33 protein-coding genes and 2 tRNA genes are annotated in these 26,331 nt (G+C 67.7%); 29 read left to right on the forward strand and 6 right to left on the reverse strand.

The window, feature by feature from the left end:
* Positions 1–14: 14 nt before the first annotated feature.
* From ACZ5J1_RS12365 to ACZ5J1_RS12410, 10 genes are all read left to right on the forward strand, one after another.
* Positions 15–476, forward strand: coding sequence for a hypothetical protein (locus tag ACZ5J1_RS12365; protein WP_464559197.1), 462 nt, complete (start codon positions 15–17; stop codon positions 474–476).
* Between the two features lie 18 nt (positions 477–494).
* A complete protein-coding gene (locus tag ACZ5J1_RS12370) occupies positions 495–1,391 on the forward strand; it encodes a phage major capsid family protein (protein ID WP_464559199.1) in 897 nt (298 codons plus the stop codon).
* Complete coding sequence (locus ACZ5J1_RS12375; RefSeq protein ID WP_464559201.1) at positions 1,391–1,666, forward strand: hypothetical protein; 276 nt, start codon at positions 1,391–1,393, stop codon at positions 1,664–1,666. Before ACZ5J1_RS12370 ends, ACZ5J1_RS12375 begins: the two co-directional genes overlap by 1 nt.
* 18 nt (positions 1,667–1,684) lie before the next feature.
* Positions 1,685–2,176: a hypothetical protein gene (locus ACZ5J1_RS12380; RefSeq protein ID WP_464559203.1), complete on the forward strand. Its 492-nt coding sequence runs from the start codon at positions 1,685–1,687 to the stop codon at positions 2,174–2,176.
* Positions 2,173–2,595 (forward strand): DUF6093 family protein, encoded by a 423-nt coding sequence (locus ACZ5J1_RS12385; protein ID WP_464559205.1) that lies wholly within the window; start codon positions 2,173–2,175, stop codon positions 2,593–2,595. The genes ACZ5J1_RS12380 and ACZ5J1_RS12385 overlap by 4 nt, the downstream gene beginning before the upstream one ends.
* The gene (locus tag ACZ5J1_RS12390) at positions 2,595–3,014 is read left to right on the forward strand and encodes a hypothetical protein (protein ID WP_464559207.1); all 420 of its coding nucleotides are present in this window, start codon (positions 2,595–2,597) and stop codon (positions 3,012–3,014) included. Before ACZ5J1_RS12385 ends, ACZ5J1_RS12390 begins: the two co-directional genes overlap by 1 nt.
* Complete coding sequence (locus ACZ5J1_RS12395) at positions 3,011–3,439, forward strand: hypothetical protein (protein WP_464559209.1); 429 nt, start codon at positions 3,011–3,013, stop codon at positions 3,437–3,439. The genes ACZ5J1_RS12390 and ACZ5J1_RS12395 overlap by 4 nt, the downstream gene beginning before the upstream one ends.
* 12 nt (positions 3,440–3,451) lie before the next feature.
* Positions 3,452–3,601 (forward strand): hypothetical protein, encoded by a 150-nt coding sequence (locus ACZ5J1_RS12400; RefSeq protein WP_464559211.1) that lies wholly within the window; start codon positions 3,452–3,454, stop codon positions 3,599–3,601.
* A gap of 1 nt (position 3,602) precedes the next feature.
* The gene (locus tag ACZ5J1_RS12405; RefSeq protein WP_464559213.1) at positions 3,603–4,142 is read left to right on the forward strand and encodes a phage tail tube protein; all 540 of its coding nucleotides are present in this window, start codon (positions 3,603–3,605) and stop codon (positions 4,140–4,142) included.
* A gap of 82 nt (positions 4,143–4,224) precedes the next feature.
* Positions 4,225–4,842 carry a hypothetical protein gene (locus ACZ5J1_RS12410; RefSeq protein ID WP_464559215.1) on the forward strand — a complete coding sequence of 206 codons (618 nt, stop codon included), beginning with the start codon at positions 4,225–4,227 and terminating at the stop codon, positions 4,840–4,842.
* Positions 4,843–5,207: 365 nt separating this feature from the next.
* Here ACZ5J1_RS12410 and ACZ5J1_RS12415 read toward each other — a convergent pair whose 3' ends face one another.
* Positions 5,208–5,522 carry a DUF2510 domain-containing protein gene (locus ACZ5J1_RS12415; RefSeq protein ID WP_464559217.1) on the reverse strand — a complete coding sequence of 105 codons (315 nt, stop codon included), beginning with the start codon at positions 5,520–5,522 and terminating at the stop codon, positions 5,208–5,210.
* 70 nt (positions 5,523–5,592) lie between these two features.
* On the opposite strand from ACZ5J1_RS12415, the gene ACZ5J1_RS12420 reads away from it, so the two are divergent.
* From ACZ5J1_RS12420 to ACZ5J1_RS12490, 15 genes are all read left to right on the forward strand, one after another.
* The gene (locus ACZ5J1_RS12420) at positions 5,593–8,538 is read left to right on the forward strand and encodes a hypothetical protein (protein ID WP_464559219.1); all 2,946 of its coding nucleotides are present in this window, start codon (positions 5,593–5,595) and stop codon (positions 8,536–8,538) included.
* Entirely contained in the window at positions 8,535–10,868 is a 2,334-nt protein-coding gene (locus ACZ5J1_RS12425; protein WP_464559221.1) for a hypothetical protein, read from the forward strand. Before ACZ5J1_RS12420 ends, ACZ5J1_RS12425 begins: the two co-directional genes overlap by 4 nt.
* 38 nt (positions 10,869–10,906) lie before the next feature.
* Positions 10,907–11,884 (forward strand): hypothetical protein, encoded by a 978-nt coding sequence (locus tag ACZ5J1_RS12430; RefSeq protein ID WP_464559223.1) that lies wholly within the window; start codon positions 10,907–10,909, stop codon positions 11,882–11,884.
* An 86-nt stretch (positions 11,885–11,970) separates the two neighbouring features.
* Complete coding sequence (locus ACZ5J1_RS12435) at positions 11,971–12,210, forward strand: hypothetical protein (RefSeq protein ID WP_464559225.1); 240 nt, start codon at positions 11,971–11,973, stop codon at positions 12,208–12,210.
* Positions 12,211–12,244: 34 nt separating this feature from the next.
* Positions 12,245–12,496 carry a hypothetical protein gene (locus ACZ5J1_RS12440; RefSeq protein WP_464559227.1) on the forward strand — a complete coding sequence of 84 codons (252 nt, stop codon included), beginning with the start codon at positions 12,245–12,247 and terminating at the stop codon, positions 12,494–12,496.
* A 257-nt stretch (positions 12,497–12,753) separates the two neighbouring features.
* Positions 12,754–13,590 carry a 3'-5' exonuclease family protein gene (locus tag ACZ5J1_RS12445; protein ID WP_464559229.1) on the forward strand — a complete coding sequence of 279 codons (837 nt, stop codon included), beginning with the start codon at positions 12,754–12,756 and terminating at the stop codon, positions 13,588–13,590.
* A 46-nt stretch (positions 13,591–13,636) separates the two neighbouring features.
* Positions 13,637–14,656 carry a M23 family metallopeptidase gene (locus ACZ5J1_RS12450; protein WP_464559231.1) on the forward strand — a complete coding sequence of 340 codons (1,020 nt, stop codon included), beginning with the start codon at positions 13,637–13,639 and terminating at the stop codon, positions 14,654–14,656.
* Complete coding sequence (locus ACZ5J1_RS12455) at positions 14,656–14,823, forward strand: hypothetical protein (protein ID WP_464559233.1); 168 nt, start codon at positions 14,656–14,658, stop codon at positions 14,821–14,823. Before ACZ5J1_RS12450 ends, ACZ5J1_RS12455 begins: the two co-directional genes overlap by 1 nt.
* Positions 14,816–14,986, forward strand: coding sequence for a hypothetical protein (locus ACZ5J1_RS12460; protein WP_464559235.1), 171 nt, complete (start codon positions 14,816–14,818; stop codon positions 14,984–14,986). Before ACZ5J1_RS12455 ends, ACZ5J1_RS12460 begins: the two co-directional genes overlap by 8 nt.
* Positions 14,983–15,204, forward strand: a complete 222-nt coding sequence (locus tag ACZ5J1_RS12465; RefSeq protein ID WP_464559237.1) for a hypothetical protein — start codon at positions 14,983–14,985, stop codon at positions 15,202–15,204. The genes ACZ5J1_RS12460 and ACZ5J1_RS12465 overlap by 4 nt, the downstream gene beginning before the upstream one ends.
* Positions 15,201–15,407 (forward strand): hypothetical protein, encoded by a 207-nt coding sequence (locus ACZ5J1_RS12470; RefSeq protein WP_464559239.1) that lies wholly within the window; start codon positions 15,201–15,203, stop codon positions 15,405–15,407. The genes ACZ5J1_RS12465 and ACZ5J1_RS12470 overlap by 4 nt, the downstream gene beginning before the upstream one ends.
* Positions 15,407–16,057 (forward strand): hypothetical protein, encoded by a 651-nt coding sequence (locus tag ACZ5J1_RS12475; RefSeq protein WP_464559241.1) that lies wholly within the window; start codon positions 15,407–15,409, stop codon positions 16,055–16,057. The genes ACZ5J1_RS12470 and ACZ5J1_RS12475 overlap by 1 nt, the downstream gene beginning before the upstream one ends.
* A 45-nt stretch (positions 16,058–16,102) precedes the next feature.
* On the forward strand, positions 16,103–16,453 hold the full coding sequence (locus ACZ5J1_RS12480) for a hypothetical protein (RefSeq protein WP_464559243.1): 351 nt from the start codon (positions 16,103–16,105) through the stop codon (positions 16,451–16,453).
* On the forward strand, positions 16,450–16,584 hold the full coding sequence (locus ACZ5J1_RS12485) for a hypothetical protein (RefSeq protein ID WP_464559245.1): 135 nt from the start codon (positions 16,450–16,452) through the stop codon (positions 16,582–16,584). Before ACZ5J1_RS12480 ends, ACZ5J1_RS12485 begins: the two co-directional genes overlap by 4 nt.
* Positions 16,585–16,602: 18 nt before the next feature.
* A complete protein-coding gene (locus ACZ5J1_RS12490) occupies positions 16,603–18,093 on the forward strand; it encodes a hyaluronate lyase N-terminal domain-containing protein (protein WP_464559247.1) in 1,491 nt (496 codons plus the stop codon).
* A gap of 3 nt (positions 18,094–18,096) precedes the next feature.
* Here ACZ5J1_RS12490 and ACZ5J1_RS12495 read toward each other — a convergent pair whose 3' ends face one another.
* Together ACZ5J1_RS12495 and ACZ5J1_RS12500 are read right to left on the reverse strand one after the other, a co-directional pair.
* Positions 18,097–18,870 (reverse strand): SGNH/GDSL hydrolase family protein, encoded by a 774-nt coding sequence (locus tag ACZ5J1_RS12495; protein ID WP_464559249.1) that lies wholly within the window; start codon positions 18,868–18,870, stop codon positions 18,097–18,099.
* 537 nt (positions 18,871–19,407) lie between these two features.
* Positions 19,408–19,480 (reverse strand) — tRNA-Arg (locus ACZ5J1_RS12500).
* An 88-nt stretch (positions 19,481–19,568) separates the two neighbouring features.
* Here ACZ5J1_RS12500 and ACZ5J1_RS12505 point away from each other — a divergent pair.
* The 3 genes from ACZ5J1_RS12505 to ACZ5J1_RS12515 all read left to right on the forward strand — a co-directional run bounded on the left by ACZ5J1_RS12505 (position 19,569) and on the right by ACZ5J1_RS12515 (position 22,213).
* Positions 19,569–19,656 (forward strand) — tRNA-Arg (locus tag ACZ5J1_RS12505).
* An 18-nt stretch (positions 19,657–19,674) separates the two neighbouring features.
* Positions 19,675–21,543, forward strand: a complete 1,869-nt coding sequence (locus ACZ5J1_RS12510) for a hypothetical protein (protein ID WP_464559251.1) — start codon at positions 19,675–19,677, stop codon at positions 21,541–21,543.
* 73 nt (positions 21,544–21,616) lie between these two features.
* Positions 21,617–22,213 carry a TetR/AcrR family transcriptional regulator gene (locus tag ACZ5J1_RS12515; protein WP_464559253.1) on the forward strand — a complete coding sequence of 199 codons (597 nt, stop codon included), beginning with the start codon at positions 21,617–21,619 and terminating at the stop codon, positions 22,211–22,213.
* A gap of 10 nt (positions 22,214–22,223) precedes the next feature.
* On the opposite strand, the gene ACZ5J1_RS12520 is transcribed toward ACZ5J1_RS12515, so the two are convergent.
* From ACZ5J1_RS12520 to ACZ5J1_RS12530, 3 genes are read right to left on the reverse strand one after another with little or no spacing between them, the layout of a single operon-like run.
* Entirely contained in the window at positions 22,224–22,982 is a 759-nt protein-coding gene (locus ACZ5J1_RS12520; RefSeq protein WP_464559255.1) for an FAD:protein FMN transferase, read from the reverse strand.
* Complete coding sequence (locus ACZ5J1_RS12525; protein ID WP_464559257.1) at positions 22,979–23,431, reverse strand: FMN-binding protein; 453 nt, start codon at positions 23,429–23,431, stop codon at positions 22,979–22,981. Before ACZ5J1_RS12525 ends, ACZ5J1_RS12520 begins: the two co-directional genes overlap by 4 nt.
* Positions 23,432–23,441: 10 nt before the next feature.
* On the reverse strand, positions 23,442–24,839 hold the full coding sequence (locus ACZ5J1_RS12530) for a ferredoxin reductase family protein (RefSeq protein WP_464559259.1): 1,398 nt from the start codon (positions 24,837–24,839) through the stop codon (positions 23,442–23,444).
* A 91-nt stretch (positions 24,840–24,930) separates the two neighbouring features.
* Here ACZ5J1_RS12530 and ACZ5J1_RS12535 point away from each other — a divergent pair, with 91 nt between their 5' ends.
* The gene (locus tag ACZ5J1_RS12535; RefSeq protein ID WP_464559261.1) at positions 24,931–26,316 is read left to right on the forward strand and encodes a glycoside hydrolase domain-containing protein; all 1,386 of its coding nucleotides are present in this window, start codon (positions 24,931–24,933) and stop codon (positions 26,314–26,316) included.
* Positions 26,317–26,331: the final 15 nt, after the last annotated feature.

A 26,331-nucleotide genomic window follows, 5' to 3' on the forward strand; every position in this document is an offset into this window, starting at 1 on the left:
ACGGAGATTCATCCATGCCCGAAGGCACCGAGTCCTCGACCACCGAGGGCACCGAGAACAAGGAAGCGACCTTCACCCAGGCCGACCTCGATCGTGTTGTGGCTGACCGCCTCAAGCGTGAACGGGAAGCCATCAAGGTGAAGTACGCGGACTACGACGATCTCAAGCAGAAGGCCGAAGGCGCCAAGACGCTCGAGGACCGACTCGCTGAGGTCGAGAAGACCGCAGCCCAGTCATCGGCACGCGCCCTGCGCGCCGAGATCGCCAACACCCACGGCATCTCCGCCGAGGACCGCGACCTGTTCCTCACTGGCACGGACGCCGAGACCTTGACCGCCCAGGCCAAGCGTCTCGCCGACCGCACAGCGGAAGCCAACAAGGCAGGAAACCACGTGCCCCGCGAGGGCGAAACCAAGAAGCCCCCGGTGACCGACGAGCGTGCCTTCGCCAAGGCGCTCTTCGGGACTGGGGACTAACCCCGAAAGGAGGGCGACATGACGTCGCTCGCAACCGGATCGCTTTCGATCCCAAAGCAGAAGCTCGAGCCCTGGCTCGGCAAGATCAAGAACGGCTCTGCCGTCGCGTCCCTGTCGACCCCGACCCCGATGACGTTCGGTGAGGGTGAGTCGTGGACCTTCGACATCGGTGAGGCCGAGTACGTCGCTGAGGGTGCCCAGAAGGGTGCCTCCACCGTCACCCCGACGACCAAGAGCGTCAAGCCGTTCAAGTTCCACAAGACCCTCCGCTTCAACGAAGAGGTTCTGTGGGCTGACGAGGACCGTCAGCTCGAGGTCGTGGGCGAGATCCTGGATCTGATCCAGCCGTCCCTGTCTCGTGCGCTGGACTTCGGCGTGTTCCACGAGATCAACCCCACTGGCGGTGCCGTCGTGGCCGCGATGAACGGTGGCCTCACGGACACGACCAACCTGGTCGAGTACGCCGCGGCCGACAAGCCCTACGTCAGCCTCGACGCTGCGGATGCGCTCGTCCTCGCGGACGGGTTCATCCCGAGCGACATCGCCCTGGACCCGACCTACGCCGCGAAGTTCTCCGCCCTGCGCGGCACGAACTCGGAGCAGAAGCTCTACCCGAACTTCAAGCTCCAGACCGAGGTCAGCGAGCTCGACGGCCACCGTGCCTCGGTCTCCAACACCGTCCGCGGAACCGGGATCCTCGCGGTCGACACCAAGGTGCTCGGCTACGTCGGTGACTTCTCTGCCATCCGGTGGGGTGTCCAGAAGTCGATCGGCCTCGAGCTGATCAAGTACGGCGACCCGGACGGCGGCGGCGACCTCAAGCGCAACAACCAGGTCGCCTTCCGTGCTGAGGTCGTCTACGGCTGGGGCATCGCCGACCTCAACGCCTTCGCGAAGATCCACGACCTCGTCTGATGGCTCGTCTTCGCAACATCAACTCCGGTGCCGTCGTCTCGTGCTCTGACGAGACGGCGGCCCGGATGGGCAGCGAGTGGGTGCCGTTCGACGGCGCCACCAAGACCGACTCGGGCAACGAGTACGCCGGCCAGAAGGTCGCCGAACTCAAGGCCGAGATCGAGTCCCGCAACGAAGGTCGCGAGGAGGACGCCCTGATCTCCCTGGAGGGGAACAAGGCAGCCCTGATCGCGGCCCTCGAAGCCGACGACGCCAGCAGCGTCGAAGAGTCCTGAGCGAAGGGTGGTGCGGTCATGGGAGTGACCCCCGACATGATCGCGGTCGCGCTCGGCCGCACCACCCCGGACTCGGGATCGGCTGAGTACAACCAGTGGAGCATGTGGATCGCTGACGCGTTCATGCTCATCGAGGCCCGTCTCGGCGATGTGACCCTCCTGGACCAGGCGAAGGTCGACTACGTCGTCCGTGAAGCCGTGGTGGAGCAGGTCAAGCACCCCGACGACGCCACCCAGGTTGCCGTCAGTGTCGATGACGGGTCGGTCTCGAAGACCTACCGGACCAGTACTGGTCGGGTCACGATCCTCGACGAGTGGTGGGACCTCCTCAACCCGAAGACGGGTGGGCGGGCGTTCTCGATCACCCCCTCGGGTTCTGGGATCTGTCACGCGGAGATCTGCAGCGCCAACACCTACGTGGATGGTGCCGGCAACACGGTCTTCGGGGGCGCCTACTGCTCCTGTGGCGCCGACATCGCCGGGTTTCCCCTGTGGGAGGACGAGCCGTGACGGTTCAGGCCGCGATCGACGCGAACCTGCCAGCCCTGAGGGCTGAGGCAGAGGGCCGGATGAAGTCCCTGGCGACAGTCCGACGCAAGGGCGGCGAGACCGTCCAGGACGAGGACAGCGGCCTCGACGTCCCCGTCTGGGACGTCGTTCACAGCGACCTGAGCATGCGTCTCTCCGGTGCCGCCGCCAGCACTTCGCCTTACCGAGCGGTCGATCTCGACGGAGTCACAGTCACCGTTCCAGCTCGGATCCTGCACTTCCCCGCTGACACCACCGACCTAGCCGATGGCGACATGGTCGAGATCACGAGCGGCGAGAACGCCGGCGCGGTCTTCCGGATCATCGAAGCGAGCTGGCAGGACCAAGCCACCGCACGCCGTGTCCCCGCGATCGGGGACCAACGACCCCTGGAGTGGTGATGGCCCGCGCACACGTTTCCCACAACCTCGGCGACCTGCAGTACGACCTCGAGCGCGGTCCAGTCGACCTGTACCAGGGCGGCGGCAAGATCGTTGGCTCAGCGGCGCGTGAAGGAGGTCAGACTGCTCGCCGGATCGCGCAGTGGACCTCCGGACAGCACGCGAAGAAGTACCCCAACTCCATAACCTGGGACCGGGCACCACAGACCTACCTCGGGTTCGGCGGCGGTCAGATCAAGGCCAACTACGGCCCGGAGTACCGCGGCCAGGGCAAGCTCGGAGCGATCCTGGAAGACGGATCGATCAACAACCCCGGACATCACAACCTGGACCAGTCCCTCGACGTCGTCCGGCCGAAGTTCCACCGTGACATCTCCGAGCTGATCGGGAACCTCTTCTGGCCCGGGAACGCCTCATGACCGGGGCGCTTGACGAACGTGAGCACATCGCCGTCCTGGCCGGCCTGCTGAACGCAGCACTCGGCCCTGACCCGGCCAACGAGAACGGTCCCCGCTGCTTCGACTACGGCAAGGTCCCCGGCGCAGACGGCAACAAGGGCACCCTCCCCCCGATCTACACACTCGTGTCGCTCGAGCGCCGATACGCGGAACCCACCCGCGGTGGCCGGCAGCCTGTCACCGGATGGCGCCTCAGCGTCCGTTACGTCGGCCGCACGGTCGACGAAGCCCGCTGGGCGGCCGTGAAGGTCACCGACGCCATCAACGAGGCCCGCATCGAGGTCGAGGACATCAAGTCCACCCCGATCACCCACGAAGCAACCCAGTCCATCCGGCCCGAAGACGGCCGACAGACCGGCATGTCCCAGTGGACCTACGCCCTCTAGAAGGAGGCACCGATGAACGCGCATCTCGCTCGCATCCTCAAGGACCGCGCCGCGGTTTCCCCCAAGACTCCCGCTCCGGTTTCGGAGCCCAAGGAGAAGAAGGCGACGGTCACGCCGGCCTCGCCCGCCGACACCATCCCGTCCCCTGAGAAGGAGAACTGATATGCCTCTCGTCGCCCCTCCGGTGAGCAAGAGTTTCGCTCGCCAGTCTGTTGTCATCTTGACCACTCCCCCGGCTGCTGGTTCGGGTATCCCGACCGTCACTGAGGTGAACGCGGGCCTGTTCGCGAGCCTGCACCTCTACAACCCGTTCCGGTTCACGCCGACTCAGAACACGGGTGAGGGTCCCCGGAAGCTGGGTTCGAAGTTCACCCAGACCGAGCTCGGTCAGGCGAATTACCCGGCTGTCGAGGCTCAGTACTCGTTCCTGCCGCAGGAGCTCGGCGATGCCGGCGCTGACGGCAACGAGGTCTACGAGGCCTTGGAGCCGGACTCGGTCGTCACGGTCGTCGTTCTCGAGGGTGTCGACGGTGAGATCAGCGCGGTGTCCGCGTCGCAGATCGCCGATGTCCTCCTGGTGCAGTGCGGTATCCGCCGCAAGGGTGCCACGGGTGACGGCGAGTTTGACCACAACAGTGTCACGCAGGCGCTGGTGGTTCAGGGTGGGGAGCCGATCGCTTCCGATCACGAGCTCGCTGCCTGATCCCTGTAGACGCCCCCGCCCGTCTCCTGCCGAGTGTGGCGGGCGGGGGTCTCCATACTCGGCTACTCGGTTTGGAGTGATCGTGACGAAGACCTTGGCTGAGTTGCGTGCTGAGAGTGCTGCGACGCCGTGGCGTCAGCAGATGAAGCATCCGGTGATGTTGCCGGCGGGCAAGCGGTACGTGGAGGAGATCACGGCCCTTGCTGTGCAGCTCGAGGAGATCAACGTCTCGGAGGCGCAGGCTGGCCCCCGCAAGATGGGTCAGGCCGAGTCGACTGAGGCGCTTGAGGTCGCGGCTCGGATCGAGGAGCTGATTGAGACTTCCCGTGAGTACGAGGCTGAGGTCACTGTCGCGAAGACGAGGACCACGGCCGAGTGGATGACATGGCGCAGTGAGCATCCGGCCCGACTCGGTGAGGACGCCGCGGCTCTCGTGGATCAGAAGATCACGGGCGGCTGGTGCAACGCTGACGACCTGATCGCCGACCTCGGCGCCTATGTCGTCGAGTGGAACGGTGAGCCCCTCGCGCCAGGTGACTACGCGACCCTGGACATCTCGTTGCCGGACTTGAAGAAGTTGGCGCGGATCGTGGTCGCGTTCTACGAGCTGGGTGATGACGTCCCAAAAGCGCTCTCGGCCTTGTCGGAGGCGCTCCTTACGAGAGAGCCGTCCTCAGGCTTGCCCGAGACCTCGGAGTAAGCGAGCGGCGCCTGTACGGGTGGGCGCCTGAGGAGTACCACAAGCATTACGACGCTTCGGGGACTCTGACCGGGTACACGGTTGTGACGCGTGAACCGGAGTGGACGAAGGTTGAGCGTGACCGCCTGTTGGCGATCGCCCAGCATGACGCCGCGGTGCATGACATCTGCGGTCTGCATGATTCGGTTGCGATGGAGGATCCGCGGTTCAAGATCGAGGACCGTGACTGCCCTGTTTGTGCGGGCTATCAGCGTGGGGTCCGGATGCGGGACGAGCAGGAGTCCGACCTTGAGAAGGATCTCCCGGCTTCGGCCCGCCGTGCGTCGGATGGCCGGACGAGTTACGTCCAACTCGAAGGTCCGACGCTACCCGTTGTAGCTGATGACCATCGCCCACACGATCAGGGCGAGCAGGGTGATCCCGAACAGTTGGGCGCCTAGCCGGGGGTTCTTCCCGAGCTTGATGATCCCGAACACGATTCCGAGGATCGGGAAGATGAAGACCATCAGCCAGTGACCCCAGTTGAGGGTTTCGACGTCGTTGGTCTCGACCGCCTTGCCTTCGTTGGCCGGCGCCACCTTCTCGGTCCATGACTTCCCGTCCCAGTAGCGGACTGTGCCCGCCATCTCGGTGTCCGGGTACCAACCTGCCGCAGCGTCTGGCGCGTGCCGTTCAGTCATGCGGCTCAGCGTAAGGCCGGATCTAGCCGCCGTAGAGGCGAACAACTCAAGAGAGCGGTGGTGATCGAGCGTGGGCGTGCGTCGCGAGTCAGTCGAACTTTCCCTGCACGATGTCGACTTCTCGGTCGGGATGGCGACGGCTGCCGCGAAGACGGCCCTCCTCAACCACGAGTTGGGGCGCCTGGACGGGACGGCTGTTCAGGCGAACAAGGCGATTTCTCCGTTCGGGAACCCGAATGGTCCGCTCGAGAGCACGTCTCGGTCGTCGCGTAAGGCGTCAGCTGACCTCAACCAGTTCACCGGCCGTTTGTCGGCGCTGGTTTCGACGGCGTCCCTAATCGGACCGGCGTTCGTGCCGATCTCTGCGGCCGCGATCCCGGCGATCTCTGGTCTCACCGCGGGCCTGGGGGCGGTTGCTGGGGCGGTGTCGGTTGCGGTGCTGGCGTTCAACGGTCTCGGCGATGCGTTGAAGGCGCTCGATGCGTACCAGCTCGACCCGACCGAGGCGAACCTCAAGAAGCTCAACGCCACCCTGGAGGCCGCTGGCCCCGCCGGCGCGCACTTCGTGCGGTTCCTCGACGACCTCGAGCCCGAACTTCGCTCCCTGCAGAACCTGACGCGTGAGGGTCTTCTGCCGGGCGTCGAGGAGGGCATCTCGTCGCTGTTGACGATGCTTCCTGAGGTCCGCGAGTTCGTCACGAGCATGTCGACCGAGCTCGGCTCCCTGACGGCTCGCGCCGGCAACTCGCTGGCGAACGATGCCGACTGGCAGAAGTTCTTCAACTACCTGCAGACCGATGGCGCCTCGACGATGGAGGCCTTCGCTGTGGCGACCGGCAACGTCGCCGCGGGGTTCGCGTCGCTGCTGCGGGACATGGCTCCGCTGACGACGTTCTTCACCGATGGCCTCGTCGGCGCCTCCCGGGCGTTCCGCGAGTGGTCGGACGGGCTGAGCCAGACGGACGGCTTCGCGGAGTTCATCGCCTACGTGCGCGAGTCCGGCCCGAAGGTCGTGGACCTGCTCCAGGGCATCGGTGAGGCGTTCCTCGGTCTGGTCCATGCGATGCAGCCGTTCGGTGACGCAGTCCTTCCCTGGCTGACCGCTCTCGCGAACCTCATCGGCGTGATCGGGCAGTCTGACATCGGTCCGGCGCTGTACACGACCGCTGCGGCGATGCTGGCGTTCAACCTCGCCACCTCACTGTCCACGAAGGCCCTGCTGGGCTTCACGGCGGCTGAGACTGCCGCTGCTGCTGCCGGGACCCGCCTGTCGATGGTTCTCCGGGCTCTCCCGATGGTTGCTGCTCTCGCGGCGGTCGGTCCGATCTCGGACGGGATGAACAAGCTCTGGGGCAACATCGCGGCCGGGGACCTCGGGTCTTCGAAGGACATCAAGCAGATCGCCGGCAACACGAAGTCGACGGGTTGGGCGGGGAACAACTGGCTCGGCCAGTCCGCTCACCAACTCACGGGCTGGCTGCCGGGGAACGACGACTACGACCAGCAGCAGGCGAACCTGGGCAAGGCTGACCAGACCCTCGCGTCGATGGTCACGAACGGCCAGGGCAAGGCGGCTGCGGCGAAGTTCAAGGAACTGTCTGCGTCTGCGCGCGAGCAGGGTGCGACGATCGATCAGGTCACTGACTCGTTCCCGTCCTACCTCGCGGCAGTGAAGTCGGCTGGCGAGGCGAACGAGGCCTCGGCTGACGCCGCGGATACCCAGACTCAGTCGCTGGTTGAGCTCACGGCTGCGATGCAGGCTCAGAAGTCTGAGGCGCTGTCGGCGTTTGACGCTGAGACTCAGTACCGGCAGGCGTTGAACGCTGCGACTGAGCAGGCGGAGAAGTCGAACGCGGGCATCCGGGGCAACACTGAGGATGCCCTCAAGAACCGCGAGGCCCTGTCTGGGCTGGCCGCTGCGTGGAACAACCAGGACGACGCGGTCAAGAACAACGTCGGCCGCTTCAAGGCTGCACGCAAGGCGTTCGTCGAGGCAGCCGAGGGCATGGGCGTCTCGAAGCGTGCCGCGCACGCGCTCGCCAAGCAGGTGTTGGAGATCCCGACCAACCTGCGGTTGAAGGTGAACGCGGAGACGTCTGCCGCGCAGGCGGAGGTGCGGGCGTTCGCTGCGCAGTGGCACGCCCTACACGACAAGACCCTGCGGCTGAACATCGCGTCCCAGGCTGGTCGTTGGCAGGAAGAGATCGGCGGCAAGGCTGACGGCGGGCACATCCCCGGCGACGGCAACCCGACCTACGGGGACCGGGTCCTGACCTGGGTGGCGCCGACTGAGTACATCGTGTCGAACCGCTTCGGGCAGGTCGACCGGAACCTCGGGACACTGGAGGCGATCAACGCCGGCCGGTTCGCTGACGGTGGTCACCGCAGTGGCCGGACTGTGGGTGGCGTCGACATCAGCGGCCTCGGGTTGAACCGGGCGCTGGCGAAGTTGGAGAGGGCGGCCGAGAAGGCTTCGTCCGCTCTCGACAAGACGACGGCATCCGCCGCCGACCTGTCGTCGGGGATCGTCTCGGGCCTGACCTCGGACCCGTGGGCTGAATCGTCTGGTGGCGTGTTCTCCAAGGGGAACGCCGGCGGGAGTCTCGGCGCCGCGATCGCTTCCCTCAAGGCCGGCGTTGCCGATGCCTCCGAGTTCAAGAGCCTCGAGACGTCCCTCAAGGGCCGCGGCCTGTCCGGTGCTGCTCTCAACGACCTGATCAGCCGCGGCGACATCGACACTCTCCGGGCAGCCTCGAGCGGGACGAACGCCGAACTCAAGCAGTACTCGGCCCTGTTCCAGCAACGTCAGGCGCTCGCGATGTCGGCTGGTAGCCGAGGCGTCGAAGTCGCCGGCTTTGCGCATGAGGCGAAGACCCAGACCAGCGAGCTCAAGCAAATCAACAAGGGCATCCGGTTGCTTCGCCATGAGCAGACCGGCCGGGCGAAGAAGGCCGTAGCCGCGACCAAGAAGGCCAAGCAGGTCAAGCCTGCGACCTCGAGGGGGAACAAGCCGTGACCGCGATCCTGTTCAACGGGCTTGACCTCATGATGGAGGGGTTCAACGAGGACGGGTGGAGGCTTCACGCGCTCGCCCAGAGCGACGAAGGTCAGTTCAGCCTCGGTGACGCCGAGGTCGTGATCGCGCAGATCGCTTCCCAGTTGGCCGATGGCGACGTGTCGGAGATCTCGCGCCGCGGGAACCGGACCATCACGATCCCTGTGGTCGCCGAGGCGGATCCCCAGATGGAGTTGCCCGGTCAGGCGCTCGACGCGGCCGGCGACGCCGTCGAGCACGCCTGCTCATGGAGCGGTTACGCGGACCTGACCTACCTTGGCCCCCTGGACGGGACGGCGACCCGCGTCTACGAGATGTGGCATGCCTCCCCGAACTGGGCGTGGGCCGACATCAAGGAGCTCAACGGGAAGCAGCGGGTTTACCTGCTCACGGTCGAGGCCCGGCCGTTCTCCCGTGCTGTCGAGATCACGGAGTTCGCTGCTCCGCCGGTCCCGCCGCAGGATTCCCCGCCGTCCGATGTGGTTGTCGATGACGGCACCTCCACCACCGGGTGGGCGGCTTCGGGCACGATCGCGGCGAATGGCACCGACTCGACGTCGATGGGCGTCAACGTCGCCCCGTTCACCGGCATGGTCTACGCCTCGGCGACCCACCGCGATGCCCCTCACCCGGACGGGATCGCCGGGCACTACGCCTGCACCGCGTTGGGGATCTCCGTAACCGCCACCCGCGCCGCCACGATCGCCGCGGACCCCTCGCGCCCGTACATGGTTGTCACCGGCCGCGCTCGCTACCGCACCGGCACCTACTCTGGGCCTTTCGGCGCCGGCTACTACACCTCCCGCGTGGTCGGGGCGTGGAAGTACGACGGCACCGTCTCGTTCACCGACGCGGCGGGTACGACAGTCACTCCTTCGTCGTTCCGCGTCACTGACGCCACGGGCGGATGGGAGGCGACGTTCGCGCCGGGCTACGACCTCGATGGCCTCGCGGTGAAGTACGCCAAGCCGTTCACCCTCACGATGTACTACGACGCTCAGGTCGGCATCGACGCAATCACCCAGTCCGCGGGGGCTGTCGACGGTGTCTTCACGGGCTACGTCCAGTCCCGGCAGATCGAGGTCCCGGGTCCGCAGCGCACTGACCTGACGCTCCGGCTCGAGGGCCGCGGCGTCGGGACCGGTGTCGAGCAGCTTGCCGATGGTGGGTTCGAGGCTGGGATCAGTGATTGGAGCACGGTCGGGTCCCCGGCCAACTTCGCGTGGTCGACGACGCAGCACTACGCCGGCACCCACTCACTTGAGGCTTCCTCCGCCACCGGGCTGAACCCGGCCGACTACGTGCAGTCGGATGCCTTCGCCGTGATCCCCGGCCAGGTGGTCACCGTCGAGGGGCAGCACTACTCCGCCGCCACTGGTCGACGGATGGACATCGCGTTCTACTCCGACGTCGCCGGCACCAACATGATCGGCTCCCTGTTCATGGTCGCCACGGCCACGCTGACGAACGCCTGGCGGTCCTTCACAGCGACCGCGACCGCACCGGACGGCGCCGCGTCTGCCCGGGCGATCGTCCGGATCGGCGGCTACTACGACGCGATGTCGTTCAAGGTCGCGCCGATCGTGGGTTCACCCCTGGGAAACCAGGCCATGCTGTTCTCCGGGCCGGGGTTCGTGGCAGGTCGTGCAGCTTCCGGTCTGACCGGAACCAGCGAATCGGCCTGCCTGTCTGCGACGAAGAACTCGCTGACCGCTGCCCCGACAACGATGACCTTCGACGCCTCGACGTTCACCCCTGGCGACCGGCTCGTGCTTGCCCGGGTGATGGCCTCGACCGCGACCACCCAGACCCTGACGATCGCATCGGAGACCGAGACCATCTCAGCGACCGTGATCTCGAACGGGTCCCCCACGTGGCCGGACCTCCTCACCAACACCTACTCCGTGATCCCGGTCGGCGTGATGACCCTCCCGCCCCGCGACGCCACATCAGGCACCTTTGACCTGGACATCACCGCGACCGCGCTGACCCTGGACGACCTCTACTTCGCGCCACTGGACGGTGAACTCACCCTCCTCGACGTGTCCGGCACCTACGACGGCCACGACGTCGAAGTTGTCGAGCTCAGCAGCGCCAGCACAGGAAGCCCGGTCCCGACAATCCGTGTCGGACTCGCAGATGGCACTTACATGACCGACCTTGAACCGGGTCGGGTGCTCGCGTGGGGCCAGCACCAGGGCAACCCGGGTACGCAGTCGATCGCGTCCATCGCTGACGGCTGCCAGACCGCTGACCTTTCGGGTCGCGCCTACGCTCGGCGGCTCCTGTGACCCCGGAGGTCTACATCGACGGGCGCCCCCTAGGTCTGGTGACGACGGTCAGCGACCTCGTCCTCGAGACCGGGTTCGGGATCGACCAGGTCTGCGGCCCGTCGTCGGCGACGTTCACCCACAACTTCTCGCCTGTGCAGCGTCCTGGCTGGCTTACCGAGGGAGCGTCCGCGCTCGTCTCGATCGGCGGCCTGGCGCTTCTGACGGGGACCGTGACCGCGGTCGGCTGGAACTCTCGGTCGGTCGCGATCGCGGGTGCAGCCACGCAGGCAGACACGGTCCCGTGTCTCGATGCCACGACGGGGCAGACCACCACGGTCGCAGACAAGGCGATCGACAACGCGATCGCCGAGGACTGGGTCGACTGGCGGCGCCTCGACTCGATCAGCTCGACGCCCTACGGCGACTCCGAAGTCGGCGAGGAGTTGAAGGGGATCCCGGACCTCCTCGGCGCCCTCTCAGATGCTTCGAAGCGCCCGCTTGTCGACGGACGAGCGATCCTCCGGACTGTCGCCGACCCGACAGCCCCGACACTGTTCGCCTACCCCGGCGTAGACGAGCTCTCTTGGGCGGACGGAAGCCAGGCACGCACCCTCGTCGGTCGCTGGCGGGACAGCGCCGGCAGCCTGGATAACGCCACAGCCGGATCCGGTCGGCCCGTTCAGCTCATCGACCTGACTGGCGTCAAGGCGCTGACCTCAACCACTGCCGCCAACCTGCTTGAGTCGATCCTGGCCGATCTCTCGGCGGGTGGATGGTCGAACGGTCTCACCTTGGCACGCAACCAGTTCGTCGGCCGTCCGCACCTCGCGAAGGTGTGGCTGCAGTGTGCACGCGGCGCGATGATCCGCCTTCCGCAGCGCGACACGCGCCCCGACCACAGCCGTCCGATGCTCGACGTGATCATCGAATCAGCCTCCTGGGATGTCAGTGCTGACGAGATCAGCATCGGTCCCCGCGGGCTCGTGGTTGATGGCTCTGCAGTTCTGGCTGACCACGGGGCGGAGGTGGCCTGATGGCTTGGAGTGGACGGGGCGCGTCTGACCCGACGAACCATGTTGTCGACGGGGTCCGCACGATCACGGGGACCACTGTCATCACGGTGACCGGGACAGCCTCAAACACGCAGGTCGCGTTCCCGACCGAGTTCAGTGCCGCGCCGCGAGTGTTCTGCACGCTGATTGACACCGCTGTCCCGTCGCTGCCCGCGGTCATCCGTTGGGGCCCGTCCTCGGGAGCGAACAACGGGGTCGGTGCCGTCGACAGCTTCTGGATCCAGGCGCTCCGTGAGAGCGGGTCGGCGAACATCCGCATCATGTGGATCGCGATTGGCCCGGCATGACCATCTCTCGGACGAACCGGCAAGGAGTCCTGTTGTGACGACTGACGAAGTGAACCGGCTGATGCAGAAGCTGCAGCAGTTGGAGATCACCCAAGCGACGACGTTGGCTGAGGTGGTGCAGCTTCGGGCGGAGAACGCTGAGGGCAAGACGATCCACGCTGAGCACAACCTCCGCCTGACAAAGCTCGAGCAGTTCAAGTACGTCCTGATGGGTGCGGCGCTCGCCGGCACCGCGCTGGGTGCGTCAGGAGTCGCTGCGGTGTTCAAGGTCGCGGGGGGTGCGTGATGGCTCTGTCTGGACGCAAGATCGAGACGCTACCCAACTGTGTTGTGTGCCGGGCGTTGAGGTTTGACCTGGATCCAGAGTCGGCGGAGACGCTGCGGGGTTGGTTCGCGGACCCTGCACTGAGCTGGGCTCGGATCGCTCAGGAGTGTCGGGAGGACGCCGACACGCCTACGTTCTCCGAGACGACGATCAGCCGTCACGGCCGCGGTGAATGCGGCCACAGTGACCCCCGCCGCCCGGGACAGGGCGGCTGAGTCATGGCGCTCGCCGGGAAGACCATCCAGATCAACCCTGCAGTACGCAACCGGATCCTGATCCTCGACGTCGAACGGATCGACGGCCTCTCGTTGCAGCGGTTCTGGGACCGCGGCGACCTCAAGAACCGGTACGTCCACCACGAGACCGTGACCCGGGAAATGAGGACCGTGCTCGTTTGCGCCAAGTGGTACGACTCGCCTGACGTCATCCGCCTGGCCGAGTGGGACAAAGGCGGCCGGAAGAAGTTCCTCAAGCGTGTCCACGCGCTTATGGCCGAAGCTGACCTGATCGTCGGACACAACGTTGACGGCGCCGACATCCCCTGGCTCCTCGGAGACTTCTACATTCCCCGGATCGGCCACCCCCATCAGCCGGACCTGCCTCCGTTGCCGCCGTTCAAGACGGTCGACACGTTGAAGATCCTCCGCCAGCAGTTCAAGTCCGGTGCCCCGTTCAAGGGCCTGGACGCGTTCTGCCAGATCGTCGGGATCCCATCCAAGACCGACCGGTACGACCGCGACGCCATGGAACGAGCACTCGCAGGATCGGTCGAGGACCGCGACCGGTTGACGGACTACTGCGAGGGCGACGTCATCGCCACCCAGGGCCTCTACGACTGGCTCCGACCCCACATCAAGAACCACCCCGCCCTCTTCGTCGATGGCGAGGACCGGATGCGGACCTGCAACCGGTGCGGGTCCACCGAGGTGGAGGCGATCGCCAAGCGCTATGTCGCCTCGGTGCTGACGTACTCGATGCAGAAGTGCAGCGCGTGTGGCGGACATCAGCGGCTCTCGATCGAGCCCGAGCGCATGTCCATCGTCCGCGGCGTCTAACCGCCACACCACCCCCCAACAACTCAACAGCTCCGGAGGTACTGCGATGCGTCCTGTCCCCCAGCCTGTCGGCACGAAGTACGGCGTCCCCGGGAAGATGTGGGCCTGCGGGCACCACACCGGGGTCGACTTCCTCGCACCCATCGGTACGCCGGTCCACTCGGCCACCGCGGGGACGGTCATCGAGGCATCGAACGGCGGCGGATGGGGTGACGCCTACGGCCTCCACGTCGTCGTGTCCTCCCAGATCGGCGACGTCGAGTACCGGATCCTCTACGCCCACCTCGACACCCGCCTCGTGAGGGTCGGTGACGTCGTCACGGCTGGCGACCTCCTGGGGAGGACCGGACGGACGGGCAACGTGTCCGGGCCGCACCTCCACCTCGAGGTCCGCAAGTCCCCATTCCGATACGGATCCGACGTCAACCCTGACATCGCCGTCCTCATCGGCCAGCCGAAGGAGGGCATCGTGACCCGCAAGGCACCCCGCCGCAAGGTCGCCCACTTCAACGCCCGGATCAAGTTCGCCGGCGGAACCCTCGGCGACTCCCGCCAGGGCAGCGTCAAGGCCGCCCGCGAGGACTACCCCTGGATCGACGAGAACGGCCACTCCTCGTGCGACTCGTGGCCGTTTAACATGCACGGCGCCCCGTTCAACCCCGTCTGGCTCAAGGGCCGCAAGCTCGAGTCACTCACCTCCCGGGCCATCCGGACGAAGCACCCGAAGCTGCGGACCGCGGCGGCGACGTTCGAGCAGAACGCCGACCTCGGCTTGTCGACGGAGTGGGAGGTCAAGGACCTCAACCCCGTCGCATCGGGTGCCGCGCTCACGGTCTACTTCAACCGTCTCGCGCTCGCTGCGATGGCGGCCTACGGCAACGACTGGCAGAAGCACGTCGAGGTCAAGGTTCTGACCAACCTTGGCGGCGGCCTCGACTACGCCAAGAAGGTGCTCAAGTACGCCCACAAGGCCGGGTTCACGACCATGATCCTCCCCCGCGGGAAGCATCGGCTCCAGCGGATCAACGAGCCCTACATCGACTTCAACCGCGGCGGTCGAGTCTGATGCCTGGCCTTGGACGCTGCCTCGCGCACAGCGCCGAGATGTGGCCGGACCCCCTCGTCCCGGAAGGCACCTGGGCGTGGGTTCCCTGCACCGAGCATTGTGGCGGCCTCAAGGACGAGGACGAGCGTCTGTCCCAGGCCCTCCGCAACTGGGGCCTCGATGGCTGAGGTCGTCGGCGGGCTGATCGTCACCGACGACACCACCGTCCCCGAGATCGAAGCCGCGATCATCTTCCTTCGCGAGTCGATGCGCCGGGCACCGAAGGCGTTCGCGCCTCGCTACCACGCTCGGATCGATGCGCTGCTCGACGAGTGGGTGAAGCGGGCATGACTCCGCGCCTCGGTTGGCCGGTGATCGGTGCCGCATGGCTGGCCCTCGAACTGGTCACCCTTCGCCGTCAGCAGACCCACGGCATCAACGACACCGCGTCCGAATGCACCCGCGACCTCTGGCACACCCGCACATGTGCGGGTCGCCTCATCTTCCGCGCCGTCCTCTACGCCGGCGCGGTGATCTTCGACAAGCACATTACGAAGGGGACCTCATGAACTTCCTGACCGACCTTGTCCCGGCCAAGCACCGGAAGAAGGTGCACCGAACCCTCGCAGCTCTCGCAGCACTGTTCACCTTGGCCGCGTCGGTCTACGTCGTCGTCGACCAGAACTGGGGCGACTGGCCCGCGATCCTCCTCGGCCTCGCAGGACTCCTCTACACCGCGAGCAACGACGCCAACACGGACGGAGACGCCTGATGCCCGTTTTCGATCCTGCACTCCCGGACGGGATGCTCTACGCGACCGTCACCCTCGGCCCCGCCCGTGTCTTCGAGCAGGCTGGTGCTGGGATGTCGATCCGTGCTGACATGCTCGGCACGGTCCCGACCGACCCGTTGACCCGGAAGGCCCCGCGCCTGTCGTGGGGGCCGGACTTGTCGGGCTGGTACAACGTCTCCTCCGGTGGCGACGTGACTGCCGGGGAAGAGATCTCGTTCATCGTCCCCTGCACCAACCAGACGGGTTGGAAGTGGAACGGCAACGCTGTCACGGACGGTCACGCGTTGACGGTCACGATCAGCCTGACCGCGACGATCGCAGGCCGGAAGGTCACGCAGCCGTTCGGCCCGTTCGTGATCACTGTCGAGCAGGCTGGGACCACGGTCGACCTCGACGACCTGATCGACATGACCACCGACATGGGTCAGACGATCAAGGTCACCGACCAGTGGTCGGCCATGATCGAAGCCGCAGCAGCTTCGGCCGCCGCCGCTGAGGCAGCCCTGGTCGACTCTGACGCCTTCATCGCCTCGCAGATCGAAGACACCGACTCAGCAACCAGCGGCGCGCTTACGGCCGCGATTGGTGAGTTCCTCACCACAGAGGGCACCGATGGCGGCACCCCGTGAGGGAATCGCCTGCGGGACGATCCCGAGTCGGTGAGGATGCTCACCGTGAAGGCACGCACCGGGGTAATCGCCGCGATCGTCGCGCTCCTGCTGGTCGGCGGCGCGACATTGGTCTACGCCGCGACCAGCACCAAGACCGTGAACGTCTGCGTCGGCAAGAACAACACTGTGGTGAGTGCCACGAAGGCGGGCAAATGCCCCAAGGGATCCAAGCTCACGCCGATCAATCAGACCGGTCCGGCTGGACCGGCGGGCAAACAGGGCGTACCTGGGTCAACGGGCCCCAGCGGCCCAGCAGGGTCGCCTGGGCCCTCCGGCATCCCCGGATCCGTCACGACCGTCATCGTGACACCGGAGCCGAGTGATGCCCCCAACATCGACGGCGGTACCCCGTGAGCGACGAGCCGCGCTCTGGCCGCCGCGGTCTCCTCGCGCTGCTGCTCGGCGGTGCGACCGCCGCGCTCACCCTCGACCCCACCCCAGTTCACGCCGACGAGCCGGAAACGCTCGACGGCGGCACACCCTGACCCACGGAGGTTGCTGATATGCCCCGCGACAAGCTCATCCAGATCCGCCGTGGAACGACCACGCAGTGGAATGCCGCTGATACTGCCTCGACGGCCGACCCGACCAGGCTCCTCGCCGCCGGCGAGCCCGGCCGCGACACCACGACAGGCGTGCTCAAGATCGGCGATGGCGTCACGAAGTTCGCCGACCTCAAGGGGTACCTCGACGAGGACGATCTCCTAGCCGCCTACGGGCCAGGCGGAACGAAGGGACTGGTCAGCCAGGCCCAGGGCGACCTGCGGTGGGCGCAGTTCTCCGACCTGTCCCAGCCGCCCACGTTCCAGATGCCCAAGGCTGACCTGACGTACCTCACGCAGTTCCAGTCGGGCCACGGGTTCACCGTCTCTGGAGCTGGCGCGACCATCGCCGACGACACGGCTGACTACCGACTCGGTAGCCAGTCCGTCAAGGTCACGACCGGCGGGACCGCGGCCAACACCTTCGTCGACCACTTCGGTATGTCTGCCATGAACCTCTCGGGCAAGGAGATGGCGGTCCTGGTCAAGGTCGACGACGTCAAGCGCCTCGACTTCATTCAGCTGTACCTCGGAACCGGGAACCTGGCCGCTTACAAGGCCCTCAAGATCGCGGTTGGGGACACGGCGACCAACGGCGCGAACCGGTCGCTTCGCTCGAGCGAGTGGATGTGGCTCTACTTCTCCTGGGGCGACACCGTTGCGACTGTCGGGACCCCGAACCTCGCAGCGATCACCGACATCCGAGTCCTGGTCAAGGACCGCAATTCGGGCGCCCTTGTGACCAACCTCGGCGGGTTCGCGACGTTCCCCAAGGCCCCTGCTTACCCGAACGGCGTGGTGTCGTTCACCTTCGACGACCTCTACGCCTCGCACTACACAATCGCCCGCCCGATCCTCGACGCCGCTGGCTACGCCGGCACCTTGTTCCCGATCGTTGACCGCGTCGGCACCGCCGGCAACATGACCCTCGCCCAGATCAAGTCCCTGTGCGACGTCAACGGATGGGACATCGGCGGCCATTCCTACACCACCGCGGCGCACGCCGCTGGGTACTCGGCCCTCTCAGCCGCCGACGTTGACGCTGACCTGTACAACATGAAGCAGTGGCTCATGGACAACGGGTTCCGAGGCTCGGACTTCTGGGCTTGGCCTCTCGGCGACGACTCGGCAGCGCTGCAGGCGAAGGTGTCGAAGTACTTCACCTACGCCCGCCACACCTACCAGCGACCGGGCGGCTCCCCGATGCCTCTGGACAACTCCATGCGGGTGCCGGCCTTCCAGCCTGCGTTCGTGTCAGTGGCATCGATCCAGGCGGCAATCCAGAGCGCCTACGACAACGGCACCTGGGTGAACATCCTCAGCCACAACATCGCGGCCAGCCCGGCAGCGGGCGAGGTCTCCACGGCCAACTTCCAGACCCTCGTCACGTTCTGCAAGACCCTTGGTATCCCGGTCCAGCCGGTCGGCCGAGTGTTGCGGGCGATCGCCTGAGCTCTAGCCCAACGGTGCTGGCGGGTAGTTACCGATCATGCCGTCGAGTGTCGAGGCGAGGATCGACGCCAAGTAGGCGTGGCCCTTGTTGCCCGGGTGGTCTCCGCCCGGCTCGATCACGGCGGGAATGTTCGCCGCGGTGATCCACTTCGCGGTGATGGGACTAACCCAGAATGCGCCCTGCGAAGCGGCTGCGGCCAGCATCGCATTGTTGACGGTCTGGAACGTGGACGGCATGGGGTCCTTGCGGTTGAAGGGGCCGATCACCACGATCTCTGCCTTCGGGTAAGCGGCCTTCACGGCCTTGAGGAAGGTCTCAAGGTCGGCCCGGACGCCCCTGATCCGGGGGCTGACCGTGTCGTTGATCCCGCCCTGGACGAACACAATCGCCGGGTCGTACTCCGGCTTGAGGGTGTCGATCCGCTGGGTGAAGCTCGGCTCCGTCGGTCCGCGCTGGAAGGTGATTGCCGAGCCGGGCACCGCCAGCATGGTGGCGTCCCAGCCGGACTTCTTCGCAAGGAGATACGCGAAGCCCTTCTCGGGGTCTGCCACAAAACCGGCCGTCCAGGAGTCGCCGATGAACAGCGCCTTGGATCCCCTTGGCGGGTACTTGAACGGGTCAGTCTTCAGACTCGTCGTCAACGGCTTCGGGAACGTGGCCGGCCCCGCACCGGGCGCAGGCGCGCGGTTCCAGGCGACCGTCACCGCAACCACGACGATGGCCGAAACCACAACGAAGACGATGGTGGCGATCTGGGGCCAGTTTCGACGGAGCACCCGGGGACTCTATCCCGCGATCGCTACACGCGGACCGGCTTCGAACTCCCGCCACCACCGTGTGACCAACCACGCATGCGACCCAGCAAGTCACAGAACCGCCCCGGCTTCGGCCGGGGCGGTTTCGTGCGTTCCGAGGTAGACACCCGCGCCACCTAGGCGCACGATGGGATCACAACCGAATCCCCGCGGACATCCTTCCCGAGGTACCAGCGGGAGACCAGAAGCGCCCCACCAGCCGTCCCCTCGGCTCGGTGGGGCGTTCTACTTCATTCCGGTCGATCAGAAGGCTCCGGCTTCACCGGCCGGATCATCGACGCCGGATGCCAACCCTGCTCCACCGTCGTCACCGGCACACCACCCGCCCCCTGATGCTGAGACGCCACAATCACGTAACCCTCCCACTGCCCCGACACAGTCTTTCTGACCTCCGTGAGCAGCCCAGGACGCTTCTGAGCACCCCAGGCGCCTGTGATGTCCACCCAGACGTGTGCTGCTCGTGCGGTGCCTCCAGCGGCTCGCCACTCGTCTGTCATGTGCCCCCGGAAGGATTCGAACCTTCGACCGGCGGATTAGAAGGCCGCTGCTCTGTCCCCTGAGCTACGGAGGCCAGGTGGCCCAATCTTGGCATCACGGGCGCCTTGGTCGGGCATGGACTCCTGGTCTACTCCTGCCGCATCGGCTAACGTTTGGCTAACGTGGCCCAATGGTTGACGCTCACAGAACCATTAGCGCGGCCGGTTTCTACCCGGCGGGTTGCGGGTTCGAATCCTGCCGGGGGCACCATCGATTATCGTCTTTCACATGAGTCTCAGGGGCATCATCCGTCCGCTGGTGATCGCCGTCGTCGCGACCGCGGCCGTCAGCATCCCGACGAGCGCCCAGGCGGCCGGATCGCTCCCCACACCTCCGGCCGCCGGCGCGGTGGCCGTCACCTTCTTCACCCCCACCGGCGGCGCGATCCCGAAGGGCGTGACCGGCACCTCGGTGCACGTGCTCCTCGGAGCGCCCAGCAGCGTCGACCGCATCGCCGTGTACTACCGGCCGGACACCGCCGACGACAGCTCCTGGGTGCTCACCGGCGCTCCCCTCACCCCGGACAGCCGCGCCGACCCGGCGGCCACCTCCCGGCTCTTCGACGGCACCGTCACCCTCCCAGCCACGGCCGGGGCCTACGACCTCGCGGCCGTCGCCTACGACCCGACGAGCACCGTGGTCGGCGAGACCTTGGCGGACGCCGCCGTGCTCGTGACCGGCTCGGGGACCAGGTTCAAGTTCTCGCTGACGTACGACAACGTCAACGGCAAGGCGAGCAACACCATCGAGGACAACCGGGTCGGCATCCATCGCCGGGCTGACGGTCACAGCTGGGCGACCGTCGGCCTCACCACGAACACGGGCACCGCGACGACCCTCGCCGACCCGATGTGGGGCACCACCACGAAACCCGCCCTCCGCGTCAGCGCGCCGGCGACCACGGTCCGCAACGGCACGACGTACGTCCCCGTCGACCTGGCCCCGACGCCCGCCTCCGCGGGCTTCGCCGTCATCCGGGCGACCTCGACGAACGCCACCGGCAACGTCGTCTCCGACGCCACGGTGATCGCGATCTACGCCCAGACGCCGACGTCGATCCGGGTCCAGAAGACCACCGTGTCGGGCACCACGCGCTCCTTCGTCGCCACGGTCCGGGACCGCTACAACCTGCCGATCACCGGCGCCGCGGTCCGGCTCGCCGGCCAGGCCACCGGCGGCGGCCACGCCCGCGTCTCGCAGACGGTCGTCACCGGCATCGACGGGAACGCCTCCTTCGCCGGCGCGAACCCGACCACCGGTGCCGCCGGCGCCGCGGGCTACGCCGACGGCGGCTACCTCCTGTGGGCCGACACCGACCTCGGCGGCAGCGCGAACGGCAGCGAGCCGACGTTCCAGGTCTCCCCGCTCGCCCGCGCGTCCTACGCCGCGCCCGGCAAGGCCTTCTACCACTCCGACACGCGCATCAAGACCGCCGGCGGCACGCTCGGCGACTCCCTGGCCGGCACCAGGGCGGCAGCCGCCAGGGGCTACAAGTGGATCGACAACAACGGCCAGATCTCCTTCGTCAACCGCGCCAGCAAGAAGGCCGGCGCCAAGCAGGCGACCAGCCCGGGCAAGCTCGTCTGGGTGAACGCCCACGGTGCGCCGTACAACCCGAAGTGGCTCAAGAAGGGACGCTTCGAGACCCAGAACTGGGCCCACATCAAGAAGCGCAAGGGCCTGCGCGACGTGCTGACGACCTTCAAGCAGAACGCGTCCTACGGGATCTCGACCGAGTGGGAGGTGAAGAACCTCCGCCCCTTCAACTCGGCGCCCGTCCTCGACGCGGCGTTCGCGAACCTCCGCAGCGCCGCCCAGACGGCTTACGGCACTGGCTGGCAGAGCCGGGTGCAGGTCAAGGTGCTGTCGAACCTCACCGGCGGCCAGGCCTACGCCCTCAGCATCCTCAAGGCTGCGAAGAAGTACGGGTTCACCACGATCCTCCTGGCACGCGGGGCCAGCACCCGCTCCCAGATTCCGGTCTCGGCGATCTCCTACGTGGACTACGTCCGCGGCGGGGTCTTCAACATCTACCCCTCGACCACGACGTCTCCCACCTCGACCCTCACGCCGCAGGCGGCGCCCGCCCGGGCGTGACCGCCTCGATGTGATTCGGTTCTGTTACAGCAAAATCACACTCCCCGCGGGAACGGAGTGCCAGGATGCGCTCATGGCTCCCTCCTCGCCTGACGGCCCCCGAGGCCGCGGTCGACCCGTCGAGATCGACCGCAACCACCTCGCCTCCGTGGCGCTCGACCTGTTCGAGCAACGCGGCTACCACGACGTCAGCGCCGCCGAGATCGCCACGGCCGCCGGCATCAGTCGGCGCAGTCTGTTCCGCTACTTCCCGACCAAGGCCGACCTGATCTGGGACGGGTTCGGACCGCGCGTCGAGGCGTTGCGGGAGAGCATCGCGCGCCGCTCGGCCGACCCCGCAGCGAATCCGCTGGCGGTGCTGCACGAAGCACTCGTCGACACCACGCTGAACCCACCGCTGTCGGGCGTGACGCGCTCACGGCTGCGGATCATCGGTGAGCACAGCGATCTCTTCGCCTTCGGGACCGAACGGCTCCAGGACCAGTCGGCCCTGATCCGCACCTACCTGGTCGAGAACGGCATCGCCGTGTTCCAGGCCCGGGTGCTCGCCTCGGCGCTGACCATCACCACGTTCAACGGCTACCTCGCGTGGGCCCAGGGGGACGGGGCGGAGGACCCGGCGACGGTGGTCCGGACGGCGCTGGAGACGCTCGGGCTCTTCGGCTCCTGACCCCGGCGCCTCAGGCCGCGATCACCTCGACGCGACCGTCGGCGTCGACGACCAGGCCCGACCGGGCGCGGCTCCGCAGCCAGTGCGCGCCGACGCTGCCGAGCGCGAACGCAGCGGTGGCGTCGACGTCGGCGGTGGTGAGGTCCTCGGCGATCACGGTCACCGAGGCCCACGTCCGCGGCACCGCTCCGGTCCGCGGGTCGATGATGTGGCCGCCCCGGTGGGCGAGTCCCGACGTCGCGACGGCACCGTCGCGGACCGGCACGGTCGCCACGATCCTGCGCGGGTCGCGGGGGTCCTCGATGCCGATCCGCCAGGGGTCCCGGTCCGGCGCCGCGACCGAGGCGATCAGGTCGCCCCCGGCACTGAGGCAGAAGTCGGTCTCCTCCAGGTGGCGCAGCGCCCGGGCGGCTCGATCGACGGCCCAGCCCTTCACCACTCCGCTCGGGTCGAGATGCCCCTGACGACGTACGTCGAAGGCGCCGTGCGACTCCTCGCGGGCGCGCTCCCCCAGGGCGAGGACCTCGGCGACCTCGACCGGCGCCGCCGCCGGCTCGAGCTCCCCGCGATCGATCCGGCTGATCACGGAGTCCGACCGGAACGGGCTGAAGACACGGTCGACGTCACGCAGGCAGGCGAGGGCCTCCGCCCAGGCGTCCTCACCGCGCAGCGTGCCGGCTTCCCGACCGCGCAGCACGAGACTGATCGGCATCCCCATCAGGTGCGCGACCCGGCGGGCGACGGCGGGCTCTCGCGTCACGGTGCTCACAGCCCCGCCTGGTCGATCGCGCTCTGCAGCGACTGCTGGTAGCCGATGCTCGTCACCGTCGCCCCGCTGACCATGTCGATGGCGGCGCTCTGGGCGCTGATCGTCTCGCTGATCAGCGTCGGCAGCGCCGAGGCGTTGATCTCCGCGTCGCGTCCGTTGCCGTTCGGGTAGACCGGCACCGAGACGTCGGTGATCGCGCCGTCGGCCACGGTGATCGCGACCTGGATGTCCCCCCACCGGGTGGAGACGGAGTCGCCGGTGACGGTGCTGGCGCCGGAGTCGCTGCCGTTGCCGTCAGCGGAGTCGTTGCCGTCACCGGAGTCGCTGCCGGTGGTCGCGGTGATCGGGGCTGCTGCGGTGGTCGCGGCACCCTCGGTCGAGGTCCGGTAGCCGAAGAGCAGGACCACCGCGGTCACGGTGCTCATCCCCCACCACACGATGCGTTTCATCTGGTTCTCCTCACCATTCGAAGGTTTCGACGTGGAACTGGTCGGCTGGCAGGCCTGCGGCGAGTGCGGCGCGGCGCAGCGACGCGACCCATGCCGGCGGACCACAGACGACGAGGTCGCGCTCGACGAGGTCGGGCACCAGCCCGACCAGGGCCGCGGTGTCGTCAGGGGCGTGCGGGTCTGCGAGCCACGACCCGGCCGCCCGGCGGGGACCGGTGAGCGTCGCCAGCCGGAGCGGCCGCACCTGGCGGAGGGCCTCGAGCTCGTCGACGAACAGCGGGGTGCGCCGGCACCGCTGGATGAGCACCGCGTCGTCGTACCAGAGCCCCTCGGCCAGGGCGCGCAGCGGCGCGACCCCGGACCCGGCGCCCAGGAAGGCGACCTTCGTCCGGGTGCGGCTGCGCTCGCTCAGCCGCCCGAAGGGACCCTCGAACACGACCCGCGAGCCGGGACGCAGGGTGCGCAACGACGCCGACCCGTCGCCGACCTCGCACACGGTGATCCGCAACCGATCACCCTGCGGCGCGGCCGAGAGCGAGTACGGGTTCGCCCGCGTCCAGCCCTGCTGTCCGAGGAAGCGCCAGGTGAAGAACTGGCCCGCGGCCGGGTCGAGCCGGCTGATCGCCGCGCCCTCCATCCAGACCGAGACGACCCCCTCGGCCTCGGGTACGACGGCCACGACCCGCACCTCGTGGCGCAGGCTGCGCCACACCGGCACCGCGATCCGCCAGACCAGCACCGAGGCCGCGGCGGCCGCCCAGGCCGTCCACCAGAACACGGTGCGTGCCGTGGAGCCGAGGAAGTCGGCGCCGGTCCAGAGCTGGTGCGGCACTGCCAGCCCGACGCCGAGGTAGGCGTAGAGGTGCAGCAGGTGCCAGGACTCGTAGCGCAGCCGTCGTCGCGCCGCCTTGATGCTGGTCAGCACCACCATCACCAGGCAGCCCGTGCCGGCGACGGCGAGCAGCATCCCCGGGTAGTCGACGGTCAGGGTCCAGGTGGTCGCGACCAGCGCACCGGGTCGCGCATCGGCGTACCCGAGCGTGATCAGGCCGATGTGCGCCAGCATCAGCGTGAACGAGGTGAACCCGACCGCACGGTGCAGGTGCGCCAGCCGATCCTGACCGAAGCTGCGCTCCAGCGCGGGCACCCGCGCCATCAGCACCACCTGGGCCAGCAGCAGCACCGAGGCCCACAGCCCGGTCAGCCGACCGACACTGGTGAGACCCGCGGCGGGTCCGTCGACGTCCGCGATCCCCCCGCCGCTGATCCACCACCAGGTCGGCAGCAGCAGCGCGGCCCAGAGCAGCACGAGGGCACCGAGGCGGGTTCCCGCGTCGCGTCGTGCGACGGTCCCGAGCCGGGTGCGTCCGACCGCCGGGGCTCCCGCCGTTCCGGTGAGGGTGGTCATGTCCTCCAGCCTCCGCGGGTGGCCTGAGATCGGGGGCGGAGGATCCTGGGAAGTCGCTATGAGCACGGCCCGGCGACGTACAGTCCTCCGGGTGCGTTCACTTGTTGCTCTTCTCGCCCTCGCGGTGAGTCTCGGACTGAGCACCCCTGCCTGGGGCGCCGACCGGACACCACCCGCGCCCGCTGCCGGCCACATCCTGATGTTGGACACGTGCAACACACCCTCGTGGCCCGACATCGAGAAATGGCAGGCCTCCTCGCCGTACCGGGCGATCGCGGTCTACATCCATGCCGCGGCCGCGTACGACGCGCGGGCCTGCAAGACCCAGGCCAATCTCACCCAGGAGTGGGTGACGAAGGTCCGGGCCGGCGGGTGGCAGGTGCTGCCGATCTACGTGGGCCTGCAGGCCTCGTGCTCGACGTTCACGAAGAAGATGTCGGCGACCGCGGCGACCGCACAGGCCCAGGGTGCCGCGATGGCGGCTGATGCGGCGGCCTCGGTCTACCAGCTGGGCCTCCCGGTCGGCGCCCCGATCGCGTACGACCTCGAGGGCTACCCGACCGGCAAGCCGAAGTGCACCGCCGCGGCCCAGGCGATGCAGGCCGGGTGGACGACCCGGCTGCACCAGCTCGGACGGAACTCCGCGCTCTACGGCTCGGTGAACTCGACCGTCACCGACGTGGTCAACGCCGCAGCCGACCCGACCTACGCGAAGCCCGACGTCATCTGGGTGGCCAAGTGGGACGGCCAGCCGAACACCACGTTCACCACGCCCGCAGCGATCTCCTCGATGTGGGTCGGTCGCCGGATGCACCAGTTCACCGGTGGCGGGAACGAGACGTACGGCGGGGTGAAGCTCAACATCGACGAGAGCGCCGTCCAGCCCAGCGCCTTCCGGCTGCCCCCGCCCGACCGGACGCCCCCGAAGCTGGCCGTGGCGAGCACCCGGGTGACCCGGGCGAGCCACACCACCCTGGTCTGGCGGATGAAGGACTCGGCCGGGGTCGCCCGCTACCAGGTCCAGATCCGCACCGGGAAGCACTGGACCTCCCCCAAGGACCTGCGCCGGACCACCCAGGTGAAGCGGCGGGTCGCGGTCAAGGCCGGCAGCAAGGTGTGCGTCCGGGCCCGCGGGACCGACCGCGCCGGCAACACCTCGGGCTGGCAGACCTCGTGCGTCTACCGCTGGGGCAAGGGCACCGCGTTCCACGGCAAGGGCTGGAGCAGGCACGGCTCGTCGTTGGCCTCCCACGGCCGCAGCATCGCGAAGGGCCCGATCGTGACCGGCCGGACCATCGCCGTCCAGACCCGTGGGAGCGGGAAGGCTGACGTCCTCCTCGGCGGCCGCCTGATCGCGACCTTCCACGGCGGCGGCGTCCACCGCGTGACCCTGCCCGCGACCCGGCACGGCCGCCTGACGGTGCGGCCGCACCAGCGCGGGAAGGTCACGATCGCGGGCTACCTCGTCACGCCGTAGCGACGGAGGATCGCC

The organism is Nocardioides sp. JCM 18999 (assembly GCF_055391175.1).